The organism is Streptomyces sp. SM1 (genome assembly GCF_002910825.1).
Classification (GTDB): domain Bacteria; phylum Actinomycetota; class Actinomycetes; order Streptomycetales; family Streptomycetaceae; genus Streptomyces; species Streptomyces okerensis.
The window spans coordinates 1-13380 of record NZ_NEUB01000410.1 but is presented as its reverse complement, the minus strand read 5'-3'; the positions used below and the strand labels follow the sequence as shown (position 1 = coordinate 13380).

Annotated in this window: 9 protein-coding genes; 1 reads left to right on the top strand and 8 read right to left on the bottom strand. The window is 71.7% G+C overall.

The genetic code is table 11. The features are described 5' to 3' along the window. From B9S61_RS10400 to B9S61_RS10385, 3 genes are all read right to left on the bottom strand, one after another. Positions 1 to 813, bottom strand: an 813-nt coding sequence (locus B9S61_RS10400; protein ID WP_258039612.1) for a serine/threonine-protein kinase, incomplete at its 3' end; no start/stop codon positions are given. Between the two features lie 32 nt (positions 814 to 845). Beyond that, entirely contained in the window at positions 846 to 1505 is a 660-nt protein-coding gene (locus tag B9S61_RS10395) for a hypothetical protein (RefSeq protein WP_103542004.1), read from the bottom strand. A gap of 480 nt (positions 1506 to 1985) precedes the next feature. After that, positions 1986 to 2753, bottom strand: coding sequence for an HNH endonuclease family protein (locus B9S61_RS10385; RefSeq protein ID WP_103542002.1), 768 nt, complete (start codon positions 2751 to 2753; stop codon positions 1986 to 1988). A 175-nt stretch (positions 2754 to 2928) separates the two neighbouring features. On the opposite strand from B9S61_RS10385, the gene B9S61_RS10380 reads away from it, so the two are divergent. Beyond that, on the top strand, positions 2929 to 3114 hold the full coding sequence (locus B9S61_RS10380) for an antitoxin (protein ID WP_103542001.1): 186 nt from the start codon (positions 2929 to 2931) through the stop codon (positions 3112 to 3114). Positions 3115 to 3186: 72 nt separating this feature from the next. Here B9S61_RS10380 and mfd read toward each other — a convergent pair whose 3' ends face one another. From mfd to B9S61_RS10355, 5 genes are all read right to left on the bottom strand, one after another. After that, positions 3187 to 6744, bottom strand: coding sequence for a transcription-repair coupling factor (mfd, locus tag B9S61_RS10375; RefSeq protein WP_103542000.1), 3558 nt, complete (start codon positions 6742 to 6744; stop codon positions 3187 to 3189). Between the two features lie 475 nt (positions 6745 to 7219). Beyond that, positions 7220 to 9799: an ABC transporter permease gene (locus tag B9S61_RS10370; RefSeq protein ID WP_103541999.1), complete on the bottom strand. Its 2580-nt coding sequence runs from the start codon at positions 9797 to 9799 to the stop codon at positions 7220 to 7222. Further along, positions 9796 to 10584 carry an ABC transporter ATP-binding protein gene (locus B9S61_RS10365; protein WP_103541998.1) on the bottom strand — a complete coding sequence of 263 codons (789 nt, stop codon included), beginning with the start codon at positions 10582 to 10584 and terminating at the stop codon, positions 9796 to 9798. The genes B9S61_RS10370 and B9S61_RS10365 overlap by 4 nt, the downstream gene beginning before the upstream one ends. Before the next feature lie 528 nt (positions 10585 to 11112). After that, complete coding sequence (locus B9S61_RS40755; RefSeq protein WP_258039611.1) at positions 11113 to 11997, bottom strand: cellulose-binding protein; 885 nt, start codon at positions 11995 to 11997, stop codon at positions 11113 to 11115. 246 nt (positions 11998 to 12243) lie between these two features. Next, positions 12244 to 13380: SUKH-4 family immunity protein (locus B9S61_RS10355; RefSeq protein ID WP_258039610.1), on the bottom strand; the 1137-nt coding region annotated here is incomplete at its 5' end.

The window sequence follows — 13380 nt, the reverse complement described above, 5'->3', positions numbered from 1 at the left end:
GGTGGGGGTGCCCCGGGCGGGGAGCAGTCGCGCCAGGTCCTCGTAGACCTCCTGCGCGGAGTCCGGGCGGTGCTGCGGGTCCTTGGCGAGCAGCCGCAGTACCAGCGTCTCCAGGGGCTCGGGGACCTCCGGGCGGGTCCGGCGTACGGGCACCGGCGGCTCGTACAGGTGCCGGTGCAGCACCCCGAGCGCCGTCGAGCCGGCGAACGGCACGTCGCCGCTGAGCAGTTCGTGCATCAGCACGCCGAGCGCGTACAGGTCCGTGTACGGGCCGACCGCGCCGCCCATCGCCTGCTCGGGGGCCATGTAGGCGGGCGAGCCGATGGGGGTGCCGGTGTGGGTCAGGCGCGTGGTGTCGGCGTCCATGACGGAGGCGACACCGAGGTCGAGCACGGTGACGGTGCCGTCCTGCTTCACCATCACGTTGCGCGGCTTGAGGTCGCGGTGGACGATCGGCACGGCGTGCACGGCGCTCAGTACGGCGCACAGCTGCGCGGCCACCGCCACCGCCCACTGCCACGGGTAGGGGTCGTGTTCGGTGAGGTGGTCGCCGAGGTCGGCGCCGTCGATGTACTGCATGACGAGGAAGAGTTCCTCGCCCTCGCTGCCCGCGTCGTGCACGGTGACCAGACCGGGGTGGTCGACCTGCGCGGTCACCCGGCACTCGCGTACGAAGCGGCGGCGCAGTTCCTCGGCCTCCTGGCCGGCCACCTTGTCCGGGCGCAGCAGCTTCACCGCCACACGCCGGTCCAGCCGCTTGTCGTAGGCCGTCCAGACCTGTCCCATGCCGCCCTGCCCGATGAGCGTGGACAGTTCATAGCGGCCGGCGACGACACGTCCCGTCGTCACGCTCGCCTTCCGCCTTCGTCGGTGCCCCGCTGTCCCTGCTGCCCGTCCTGCCGGCGCAGATAGTCGCTGAGTTCGTCGAGCTCGGCACGCACCTGGTCGATCCGGGCCGGCGCGGGGCGCTGCGGCGGCTGCGACTGCGACTGCGACTGCGGCGGTACGGGGGTGGGGGGCACCGGGGTGTGCGGGGCCGCCGGGTGGGGTGTGTGCGGCTGCGGTACGGGCGTGGACGCGTACGGCGAGGTCGGCTGCGGGTAGCCGTAGGGGGTGGGGCCGATCGGGGCCTGCATCGTCGTGGCGTGCGGCGAGAGCGGCATCCCGGCCGCGTAGGGGGCCTGCCGCCGGTGGAGGCGGATGTCCACGGTCAGGTAGTACGCGGCGGAGACCCCGCCGAGCAGCAGCATCGCGAACACGGCGACGTCGGTGCGGTAGTCCGACTCGGGCAGCGCCCCGACCACGGCCGCGAAGGCTATCCACAGCGGGATGCTCACCCAGGCCACCACCCAGTCCAGTATCCGCCCCCGCAGGAACGCGATACGGAACAGCGGCACGGCGGCCAGCATCCCGCAGCACAGGATTCCGGCGGCGGCGTACAGCACGCGCTGCGTGATGACCGATGCGCCGCTGGGTGTGGGCGGCGCCGCGCCGTGGCCGTACATGACTGCTCCTGGACAGGTGTAGCCGATGGGAACTCGGAGTCCGAGCGTATAGGTCCGCGGCGACAACCGGTCCCGTGATGTACCGAACCGTTGTGGTCCCGACGCGTTCCGCGCGCCCCGCGCGCGCGGCCGGGGGCTCCGGCGCGGGCTACGGGGCGGGCCCGGTCGCGGGTTCGGTCGGGCGCGATCGTCCCGCCGGTCGCCGTCGTACGTACCGCGCAGGAACTGTCAGCCGGCGCGCATCGAGCCGCGGGAGCGTTACGGAGGGGGTGGTTCCGCAGAGCGCGTCCTGATCGGTGAGCACGGGCACGCGCGCGTGCCCGGCGATTCCGCCCCTGCGCGTCACCAGGGCGCAGCCGCGCGCCAGTTCACCGACGGTGGTCAGCGGCAGGCGCCCGGACACGGCGGGCGGCGCGGGATGCGCGTGCGTCGGGGCCGGTCTCCGGGGCAGGCCGCCGAAGCCGCCCGGCCCTGGCGTCGTCAGCCGCCGCACTGCTCCAGCATCATCCGCTTGTCCGGTGCGGTGACCGCCATCTCGTACTTGAGGGCGACCTGGGCGAAGCGGACCGTGTAAGCGCACCTGATCTGCTTGTCGGGCGGCAGCCAGGCGGCGGGGCCGGAGTCGCTCTTGGCCGAGTTGGCCCGGCCCTCGACCGGAAGCAGATTGAGGGCGTCGTTGGCCAGTTGCCTCCGCTTGGACTCCGACCAGCGCGAGGCGCCCATCTGCCAGCTGTAGGACAACGGCACCACGTGGTCTATCTGCACCTCGGAGGCGTTCGCCTTCTTCCAGGCGATGTCCTTGCCCGTGTACGGGTCGTACAGGTCCATCGCGACGACCACGCAGTCGGAGCCTGAACGGAACTCGACGTTTCGGCCGTGGAGTTTCAGCAGGTCGTTGCGCGTGTCACAGCCGTTCCTCGCCAGCGGAACCCCGTCCGCCGTGTCCATCCACGCATAGCCGAACTCGTCCCGTTCGTAACCCGTCTTCGGGCCGCGGCCCTTGGTGGTCACCTTCTCGATCAGACCGACGGCCGCCGCACGGTTCTTCTCGCCGGTCACGGGCGCGAGGCCCGGCTCGGTGCCGTCCGGGTTGTCCAGCGGGCTCACCGCGCGCCCGTCGGGAGCGGACTCGCCACCTCCGCCGCCGGCCGGGGAATCCACCCCCTGGAGCCCGTCGCAGCCGGCGAGGAGAGCCACCGAGGCGATCACCGCCGGTCCCGTGCGCCGGATTCTCTTGCCCCACCCCATGTGTCGCCTCACCGCGCCCCTCCCTCGCTCTCCTGATCCCTGCCCCGGCACGGACGGACCGACGCCGGATGTCACCGTATCGAGCGAGTGGTCCAGACCAAATCGTCGCCCTTTGGGCATTCGCCGCAAACCGCGCGTATCGTCGGTACGGAGTCACCTCCGGAAGGAGCCTCGGATGGGCATCCTCGACAAGTTCAAGAGCAACAAGGCGGCACGCGAGAAGGCCCACCGGGCCTCGGACGCCGCGGAGAAGAAGATGAACGAGAGGACCGGCGGCAAGCACGAGCAGCACATCGACACCGCGCAGCAGCAGGCCGAACGCCGGCTCGGCATGGACCGCGACCGTCCCGACCAGCCGTAAGGCCTCGCGCGCCTGTCGGAGCCGTCCACGGCGACCACCGCCGTGGACGGCTCGCCGTCCTGCGGGCCCGCGTCAGGAGCCCAGGACGGACGTGAGGAACTCCCCGACCCAGCCGAGCAGGTCCCGGCCGACCAGCGGCTTCCCGCCCACCTTCGCGGTCTTCGGGCGCGGCACCAGCACCTGGTGGGCGGCGGGCTTGATGACCGTGCCGGGGTAGAGGCGCTTCAGGCGCAGTTCCTGCGACTCACGCAACTCCACCGGAGCGAAGCGGATGTTGGCGCCCTGGAGCACGACCTCTCCGACCCCGCACGCGCGGGCCAGCATCCGCAGACCCGCCACCAGCAGCAGGTTCTCCACGGGTTCCGGCAACTTGCCGTAACGGTCGACGAGTTCCTCGCGGACGGCCTTGACGTCCTCCTCCGAGTTGGCGGAGGCGATCGCACGGTACGCCTGGAGGCGCAGCCGCTCGCCCGGCGCGTAGTCGTGCGGGACGTGCGCGTCGACGGGCAGTTCGATCTTCACCTCGAGCGGCGGCTCCTCCTCGATCTCACCGGTCTCCAGCTGGCGCCGGTAGTCCGCGACGGCCTCGCCGACCATCCGCACGTACAGGTCGAATCCGACGCCCGCGATGTGCCCGGACTGCTCACCGCCGAGGAGGTTGCCGGCGCCGCGGATCTCCAGGTCCTTCATCGCCACGTACATGCCCGCGCCCATCTCGGTGTGCTGGGCGATGGTGGCCAGACGTTCGTGCGCGGTCTCCGTCAGGGGCTTCTCCGGCGGGTACAGGAAGTAGGCGTAACCGCGCTCCCGTCCCCGTCCCACCCGGCCGCGCAGCTGGTGCAGCTGGCTGAGACCGAAGTTGTCGCCCCGCTCGACGATCAGCGTGTTGGCGTTGGAGATGTCGATGCCGGACTCGACGATCGTCGTCGACACCAGCACGTCGAACTTCTTCTCCCAGAAGTCCACGACGACCTGTTCCAGCGCCGACTCCGACATCTGGCCGTGGGCGGTCGCGATCCGTGCCTCGGGCACGATCTCCCGCAGCCGGGCCGCCGCGCGGTCGATGGACTCGACCCGGTTGTGGATGTAGAAGACCTGGCCCTCGCGCAGCAGTTCGCGGCGGATGGCCGCGCCGATCTGCTTCTGCTCGTACGGACCGACGAACGTGAGCACCGGGTGGCGCTCCTCCGGCGGGGTGGTGATCGTCGACATCTCGCGGATGCCCGTGACCGCCATCTCGAGAGTGCGCGGGATCGGGGTGGCGGACATGGTCAGCACGTCGACGTTGGCACGCAGCTTCTTCAGCTGCTCCTTGTGCTCGACGCCGAAGCGCTGCTCCTCGTCGACGATGACCAGGCCCAGGTCCTTGAACCTGGTCTCGGAGGAGAACAGGCGGTGGGTTCCGATGACGAGGTCCACCGAGCCCTCCCGCAGGCCCTCCAGGACCGCCTTGGCCTCGGTGTCGCTCTGGAAGCGGGACAGCGCCTTCACGACCACCGGGAACTGCGCATACCGCTCGGTGAACGTGCCGAAGTGCTGCTGCACCAGCAGCGTGGTGGGGACGAGGACGGCTACCTGCTTGCCGTCCTGGACGGCCTTGAAGGCGGCCCGTACCGCGATCTCCGTCTTGCCGTAGCCGACGTCGCCGCAGATCAGGCGGTCCATGGGGACCGTCTTCTCCATGTCCTCCTTGACCTCGGCGATGGTGGTCAGCTGGTCGGGCGTCTCCGCGTACGGGAAGGCGTCCTCCAGCTCGCGCTGCCAGGGCGAGTCGGCGCCGAAGGCGTGGCCGGGGGCGGCCATGCGGGCGCTGTACAGCTTGATCAGGTCGGCGGCGATCTCCTTGACGGCCTTCTTGGCGCGCGCCTTGGTCTTCGTCCAGTCCGCGCCGCCGAGCCGGTGCAGGGTGGGCGCCTCGCCGCCGACGTACTTGGTGATCTGCTCCAGCTGGTCGGTGGGGATGTAGAGCCGGTCGCCGGGCTGGCCGCGCTTGGCGGGGGCGTACTCCACGACCAGGTACTCGCGGGTGGCGCCCTGCACGGTGCGCTGCACCATCTCGATGTACCGGCCCACGCCGTGCTGCTCGTGGACGATGTAGTCGTCCGCCTCCAGGGTGAGCGGGTCGATGGTCTTGCGGCGCCGGGCCGGCATCCGCGCGCCCTCGCGGCCGGACGCCTTCTGGCCGGTCAGGTCGGTCTCGGTGAGGACCGCGAGCTTGAGCACCGGGTCGACGAAGCCGTGGTCGAGGCAGCCGCAGGAGACGTGCACGAGGGACGGGGTGATCTCGCCGAGGTCGTTGTCCAGGCGTGCGGCGATGCCCTCGCCGCCGAGCACCTCGACCGTACGGGCGGCCGGGCCGTGCCCTTCGGTGACGAACACCGTGCGCCAGCCGTCGGCGAGCCAGCCCTTGGTGTCGGCGAGCGCCCGCGCGGTGTCGCCCCGGTAGGTCTCGGGGGCGTGCATACCGAGCTTGAGCGTGTTCGCGTCGCCCGCCGCGTCAGCGGCAGATGTCAGCGTTTCGTCCGCGGCGAACGGCGACACCGACCACCACATCATGTCCAGCTCACGGGCCCGCTCGCGGACGTCCGCGATGGACCACAGGGAGGCGGCGCCGACGTCGATGGGGGCCTCGCCTCCGCCGGCGGTGGCCGCCCAGGACGCCTGAAGGAACTCCTGCGAGGTCGCCACCAGGTCCGAGGCGCGTGTGCGCACCCGCTCCGGGTCGCAGACGACGGCCATGGAGCCCTTCGGCAGCACGTCCAGCAGCAGTTCCATGTCGTCGACGAGGACGGGGGCCAGGGACTCCATGCCCTCCACCGCGATGCCCTCGGCGATCTTGCCGAGCAGTTCGCCCAGCTCCGGGTGGAGCTCGGCGAGGGCCCGTGCGCGCTCGCGTACGTCGTCGGTGAGCAGCAGCTCGCGGCACGGCGGGGCCCACAGGCCGTGTTCCGCGACCTCCAGCGAGCGCTGGTCGGCGACCTTGAAGTAGCGGATCTCCTCGATGTCGTCGCCCCAGAACTCCACCCGGAGGGGGTGCTCCTCGGTGGGCGGGAACACGTCGAGGATGCCGCCCCGTACGGCGAACTCGCCGCGCTTCTCGACGAGTTCCACGCGCGCGTACGCGGCGGCCGCGAGGGCCTCGACGATCTCGTTCAGGTCGGCGCCGTGGCCGGTGCGCAGGGAGACCGGCTCCAGGTCGCCCAGGCCCTTGACCTGCGGCTGGAGCACGGAGCGTACGGGCGCGACGACGACGGAGACCGGGCCGGTCTCGGGGTCGTCGGGGCGGGGGTGGGCCAGGCGGCGCAGGACGGCGAGGCGGCGGCCGACGGTGTCGCTGCGCGGGCTGAGCCGCTCGTGCGGGAGGGTCTCCCAGGACGGGTACTCCACGACGCCCTCGGTCGGCAGGAGGGAGCGCAGGGCCGCGGCCAGGTCCTCGGCCTCGCGGCCGGTCGCCGTCACGGCGAGTACGGGGCGGCCGGTGTCGCGGGCCAGGGCGGCGATCGCGAAGGGGCGGGCCGCGGGTGGGCCGACGAGGTCGACGTGCATGCGGTTGCCGTCGGCGGCGGCCGCGACCGCCTCCGCGAGGGCGGTGTCCTTGACTACGGCGTCGAGCAGACCGTGCAGGCTCATTCGGGGCGCTTTCCCTCCGGGGGTGTGCAACACGACGGGCCCGACGCGCGGGGCGGGCCGGGGGTGTCCAGGGTACGTCGCCGCATCCGCGGGTGCGGGGCTGTGGACAACCGCCGGTTGACCGGTGAACGGGGTTGTGCCAGGGGCTGCCGCCCTGGGGACAGCCGTACGTCCAGGGGTGAACAGGGTCGCGGCTCACCCCCAGGGGGCTCCCGCCTCCTGGACCCCCGGCCTGTGCCCACCCACCACCCGACTCGGTGGGTGGGAAGGTGGGCCGGTCACGGCGCGGTGGCTCGGGGGGTGACCGGCGGCACACGGTGCGGGCACCGGGAGGGGCGGAAGGGGGCTACGGCGCGGTGGCTCGGGGGGCGGAAGGGGGCCCCTTGGGGGTGGGGTGCGGGTATGCGTCCGGCGCCGGAAGTCCTCCGAGGACTTCCGGCGCCGGGTGTTCCCCCGCAACCCCCGTGTGCGGCGGCTATTCGGTGGCGATGGCGTTCAGGACGTTCATGCGGCCGGCGCGGAAGGCCGGGACCAGGGCCGCGAAGAGGCCCACGAAGGCCGAGCCGATGAAGACGCCGATGATCGTCGGCCACGGGATGTCAAGGACCTTCAGGCCCTCCAGCGCCAGGAGCTGCTGGGCGGTGGCGCCCCAGCCCATGCCCAGTCCGAGGCCCAGCAGGGCGCCGAAGAGGGCGATCACGACCGACTCCAGGCGGATCATGCGGCGCAGCTGCCGACGCGAGAGGCCGATGGCCCGCATCAGGCCGATCTCCCGGGTCCGCTCGACGACCGACAGGGCCAGGGTGTTCACCACACCGAGGATCGCGACGACGATCGCCAGCGCCAGCAGACCGTAGATCATGTTCAGCAGCTGGCCGATCTGGTCCTTCAGGGCCTCCTTGTAGTCGGTCTGGTCGCGCACCTTGTACTGCGGGTTGTCGTGCAGCGCGTCCTTGAGGCCCGTGTACGCGGCGTCCTTCTGCCCGTCCTTCGCCGAGGCGAACAGCATCTGGTCCAGGGGCATCCGGTCGGCCGGCACGTACGTCGCGAGGGTGTCGATGGACGTGTACATCGCGCCGGCGTCGACCACGCCCTCGCTGCTGGTGATGGCGCGCACCGTCAGGGAGCCCGTGGTGCCGTCCTTGAAGGCGACCTCGATCCTGGAGCCGACGCTGACGTCGTGGTCCTTGGCGAAGTCCTCGTGGACGGACATCGAGTCGGGCCGGTAGGCGTCGTCGAGCTTGCCGGCGACTGTCTCGACCCGCAGGTCGGTGGCGTACGTCGGGTCGGCCGCGGTGATCGCGGTCTCGTCCGTGGTCTTGCCGTCGGGTGTGGTGAAGTCGGCCTCGGTCCACTTGTACCGGGTGACCCGCCCCACCCCCGGCGCGGTCTTCACGGCCTCGACGGCCTCCGGGGTGATCAGCTGGCCCCGGTCGCCCTGGATGATGAAGTCCGTACCGACCGCCTTGTCGAGTTCCTCGCCGGCCGAGGCGACCATGGAGGAGCCGACCACGGACAGGCACGCCACCAGCGCCAGACCGATCATCAGCGCGGCGCCGGTCGCGCCGGTGCGGCGCGGGTTGCGCAGGGCGTTGCGCTCGGCCATGCGGCCCACCGGGCCGAAGGCGCGCAGCAGGACCGCGCCGAGGACGCGGACCATGCCGCTCGCCAGCACCGGTCCGATGACGACGAAGCCGATCAGGGAGAGCACCACGCCGAGGCCCAGCCACAGGGAGCCGTCGGTGGCCTTGTCCGCGGTGCCGGCCAGGTAGAGGGCGGCCCCGCCGGCTCCGGTGAGGAGCAGGCCGATCCCACCGCGCATCCAGCCGGCCCTGGCGTCCGCCGGGGTGCCGGCGTCGCGCAGCGCGGCCATCGGGGAGATCTTGCCGGCCCGCCGGGCGGGCAGGTAGGCGGCGAGGACGGTGACGACGACGCCGAGGAGCAGTCCGAGCGCCGGGGTCGTCCAGGCGACCGTGAGGTCGTTCGTGGACAGTTCCATGCCCATCAGGCCCATGAGCTTCATCAGGCCGATGGCGAGCCCGACGCCCGCGCCGACGCCGAGGACCGAGCCGAAGAAGCCGAGCAGCAGCGCCTCGACCAGCACGGAGCGGTTGACCTGCTTGCGGGACGAGCCGATCGCCCGCATCAGGCCGATCTCCCGGGTGCGCTGGGCGACCAGCATGGAGAAGGTGTTGATGATCAGGAAGATGCCGACGAGGAAGGCGATCCCGGCGAAGCCGAGCATGGCGTACTTCATCACGTTCATGAAGTCGCCGACGCTCTCCCGGTTGGCCTCGGCGGTCTCTTCGGCGGTCAGCACCTTGTAACCGCCGCCGAGTTCGGCCGTGACGTTCTTCTTCAGCTGTTCGTCGCTGACGCCGGCCGCGGCGGTGACGTTGACGTTGGTGTAGACGCCGCCCTCACCGACCAGGGTCTGCTGCGCGGTCTTCGTGTCCATGTAGAAGATCGCGGCACCGGGGTTGGTGACGGTGAAGTCGGTGATGCCGGATATCTTCGCGGTGTGCGTGCCGACCGCGCTGATGACGTCGATCTCGTCGCCGAGCTTCAGGTCGTGCTTGTCGGCGGTGTCGGCGTCGACCATGATCTGGCCGGCGTCCCCGGGCGCGGCACCGGAGGTGATCTCCATGGTGCGGGCGTCGTTGTCGTTCCAGCTGCCGACGATGGTCGGCCCGCCGCTGGTCGGCGAGAGGTTGTCCTTGTCGCCGTCGACGACGGTCACCGAGGTGGAGAAGACCGTGCCCTCTGCCGACTCCACCCCCTTCGCGGCCTTGACCTCGTCCAGTACGGAGGCCGGTATCACCGGGGGCCTGCCGTTGCCGGAGGTCGTCTCACCGCTGTCGGAGGCGTCCTTGTTGCTGACCGTGACGTCCGAGGACGTGGCCGCGAACAGCTTGTCGAACGTCGTGTTCATGGTGTCCGTGAACACCAGGGTTCCGCAGACGAACGCCACCGACAGCAGCACCGCCACCGCGGACAGCGCCATGCGTCCCTTGTGGGCGAAGAAGCTGCGCATCGAGGTCTTGAGGACGGTCATGACGTGCGCCCCCGGGCGTCGAAGTCCTTCATGCGGTCCAGGACCTGCTCGGCGGTCGGCTGCTGCATCTCGTCGACGATGCGGCCGTCGGCGAGGTACAGCACCCGGTCCGCGTAGGAGGCGGCGACGGGGTCGTGGGTGACCATGACGATGGTCTGGCCCAGTTCGTCGACCGAGCGGCGCAGGAAGCCGAGGACTTCGGCGCCCGCGCGGGAGTCGAGGTTTCCGGTCGGCTCGTCACCGAAGATGATCTCCGGCCGGGCGGCCAGCGCCCGCGCCACGGCGACCCGCTGCTGCTGGCCGCCGGAGAGCTGCGTCGGCCGGTGCTTCAGCCGCTCCGCGAGCCCGACGGTCTCCACGACCCGGTCCAGCCACGCCTGGTCGGGCTTGCGGCCGGCGATGTCCATGGGCAGCGTGATGTTCTCGAGCGCGTTCAGCGTCGGCAGCAGGTTGAACGCCTGGAAGATGAACCCGATCCGGTCCCGGCGCAGCCGCGTGAGCTTCTTGTCCTTCAGGCCGGTGATCTCGGTCTCGTCCAGGTAGATCTCCCCGGACGTCACGGTGTCGAGACCGGCGAGGCAGTGCATCAGGGTGGACTTACCGGACCCCGAGGGGCCCATGATCGCGGTGAAGCGGCCCCGGGCGATGTCCACGTCGACGTGGTCGAGGGCGACGACACGGGTCTCCCCGGACCCGTACGCCTTCACGACCTGCCGAGCCCGCGCGGCAACGGCCGTACGCCCTCCAGTGCCCCCGTGCCTGGGAATGGTCACAGCCGATGTCACGGTAAGTCTCCTATGTCGGTCGGTAAGTGAGTGCGGTGCTCCGGCGGCCGGCCCGCCTGCCCGGCGGCCGTCCGGCGCGTGTCCGTTCGGTGTGCCCTCAGTCTCGCGGTGGAGGAGGGTCGGGCGCCCTGGTGTTCAGCGCAGTCTTTTCCTGAGGAAAACCCCACCCCCGTTGCTGGGCTCCGCCACCCCCCGGAGCGTAAAGCCAGGTTAAGGAGGCACCCCGCCCCCTCTCGTCCTCCGCCGGTACGAACCCTCCCCGAGACGTAGTACGGAGGTACCCCTAGGGGCCCTCCACCCAAGTGCGGAGGCCGTCTCGGGGTCGCTCCTCCCGAGGAACCATCCGAGACTCCTCCCTCCCGCCGCGTGAGGGTCAAGTCCGGAGCGCCCGAGGGGACTTCGAGGACACCGGCAGCCCGGCCCGCTCCGGGTGGACCCGGAGAGAACCGGGTGGTCCCGAAGGAAGCCGGAGAGAGCCGGGTGGCCTCGGAGGGAGCCGGGTGGACCGAAGGAAGCCGGACGGGCTCCCTACTCCACCGCCCGCCCCGTCAGCGCGCTGAGGCTGGCGCACACATGGTCCATGTGCGTCTGTACGTCCTCCCGCCGGTCGGCGTGGTCACGGAGCACCCGCTCGGTCTCCCGCTCGATGCCCTCCGCGCGGACGCGCGCCTCGGCGACCACCTCCGCCGCCCGCTCCCGCGCCTCCTCCGCGCGGCGGCGCGCCATCTCCTCCGCGTCCGCGAACACCTGCCGCGCCTCGGCCAGCGCACGCTCCGCGCGGGCCTCCGCCTCCGCCTCCCGGGCGTCCAGCGCGGCCACCCGTACGGCCTCCTCCCGCGCCACCCCGTCCAGCCGTTCGGCCTGCTCACCGGCCCCCTCCGTCAGCATCCGCGCGGTACGGTCCCGCATCTCCCGCAGTGCCGCCAGCGTCCGTCCGCGCTCCTCCTTCACCTCCAGCCGGGCCTCGATCCGGATCTCGTCGGCCTCCGCGCGGGCGGCGGCCAGCCGCTCACGGGCGTACTCGTCGGCGTCCGCGCGCACCGCGCCGGCATACACCCGCGCGGCCTCCTCCACAGCGGCCGCCTCGTCCCGCGCCAGGTCCAGGATGTCCTGGGTCTGCTGCCGGACCCCCTCCCGTACGGCCGTCGCCTCCTCCCCGGCCAGCTCGAACAGCCGCTTCGCGCTCCGGCCCAGCGACTCGTACGTCTGCGGCGGCAGCACCTCCACCCGCGCCCGCAGCAGCTCCAGCTCCTCCTCCATCTCCCTGGCCAGCACGGTGAGCCGCGCCGCCCGTTCCCAGGCGGCGTCACGGTCCTTCGACAGGGCCTCGACGTACGCGATCACCTGCAAAGGACGGTAGCCACGACCCCGTACGACCTCGAAGCCCTGCGACGACACCGATGCGCTGCTCACCCTGGAACCCCTCTTCCACCGACGGACACGAAGCCCAGCACGACGACCGAGCACGAAATGGGATGAATCGCGCACATCTTGATGGATCACACGGAAGTGTTCATAACACGACACTCCGCGACACTCCCCGGCCCCGCCGCCCCCGGCCCCGGCGCTCCGTGCCGAGCGGGCACGCAAAAGCCGGGCCCGGTCGTCCGAACGACCGGGCCCGGCCATATGCGTCATACAGCGCTCGGCGTCAACGGGTCACAGCAGCCCGTCCCACATCTGCTCCAGCAGCACCGACCACCAGCTCTCCGGCGAACCCAGCGCCGCCGGGTCCAGCGCCGCCAACTGCACCTGGAAATCGACCGTCCAGCGGCCCGCCTGTTCCTGGTTCAGCCCGAACCGCAGCCGCCACATCCGCCCGAGCAGTGCCAGGCACCGCGCGAACTCCGGCAGGCCCGTGTTCACGAACTGCGGCGGAACCGGCGCACCGCCCGGCCCGGCCTCCACCGGCACGGCCACGATGTTCGACGTGCCGTACTGCACACAGACCGCCCGGCCGAAGTCACTGCCCATCACCAGGTACGAGCCCGCGTCGGCGGCCGCCTGCACGCCCCGCTCCGCCGCCAGCTCCGCCAGCGTCGGCACCGGACGGCCCGGCTGCGCCTGCGCCCAGAAGAACGGGCCCATGTCCACCGGCAGCCCCGCCACGACCAGCGTGTGCGCCACGACCGGCGGGACACCCTGCCGGGACACCGCCGCCTGCTCGAACCGGAACACGCCCGGCCCGAACGCCCCCGCCAGTTCCTGCGCCACCGCCTCCGGCGGAACCGGCGGCGCGGGCTGCACCGGGACAACCGGCGCACGCACCGGCGCCGGACGCGCCGGACCGTCCGCCACCTGATGCAACTCACCCTGGTGAGCGATCAGTTGACGCATGCCCTGCTGCCGGCTCGCGTGATCCGTGCCGTACGGCGCGATCGACGTGATCCGCGCCTGCGGCCACTGCTCCCGGATCATCCGCGCACAGTAGGCACCCGGCAGCTCGCACGACTCCAGCTCGGTGTGCAGCTCCAGCACCTGGTCCGGCGGAACGTTCATGGAACGCAGCTCATGGAAGATCTGCCACTCCGGATGCGGCGTACCCGGCGCGGAACGCCGGATCAGCTGCTGCTCACTGCCGTCCGGCGCCCGGTAGCGCAGCACCGCCTGGTAGCCGGGGCCGACGGTCGGCAGACCGGTGGGCTGCGGCGGATAGCCGTACGCGGGCGGCTGCCCCGGACCACCCGGGACACCGGACGGAGGCGTACCGGGCGGCACGGCGCCCGGCGCCCTCGGGGGAACACCGCCGGGCACCCCGGGCGCACCGGGAGGAGCCGGCGGCGGGGGCGTACCGGG

Excerpts from the sequence above, each read along its gene's own strand:
- B9S61_RS10370 (WP_103541999.1), bottom strand. The coding sequence starts at position 9,799 with ATGACCGTCCTCAAGACCTCGATGCGCAGCTTCTTCGCCCACAAGGGA.
- B9S61_RS10395 (WP_103542004.1), bottom strand. The coding sequence starts at position 1,505 with ATGTACGGCCACGGCGCGGCGCCGCCCACACCCAGCGGCGCATCGGTC.
- B9S61_RS10380 (WP_103542001.1), top strand. The coding sequence starts at position 2,929 with ATGGGCATCCTCGACAAGTTCAAGAGCAACAAGGCGGCACGCGAGAAG.
- mfd (WP_103542000.1), bottom strand. The coding sequence starts at position 6,744 with ATGAGCCTGCACGGTCTGCTCGACGCCGTAGTCAAGGACACCGCCCTC.
- B9S61_RS10385 (WP_103542002.1), bottom strand. The coding sequence starts at position 2,753 with ATGGGGTGGGGCAAGAGAATCCGGCGCACGGGACCGGCGGTGATCGCC.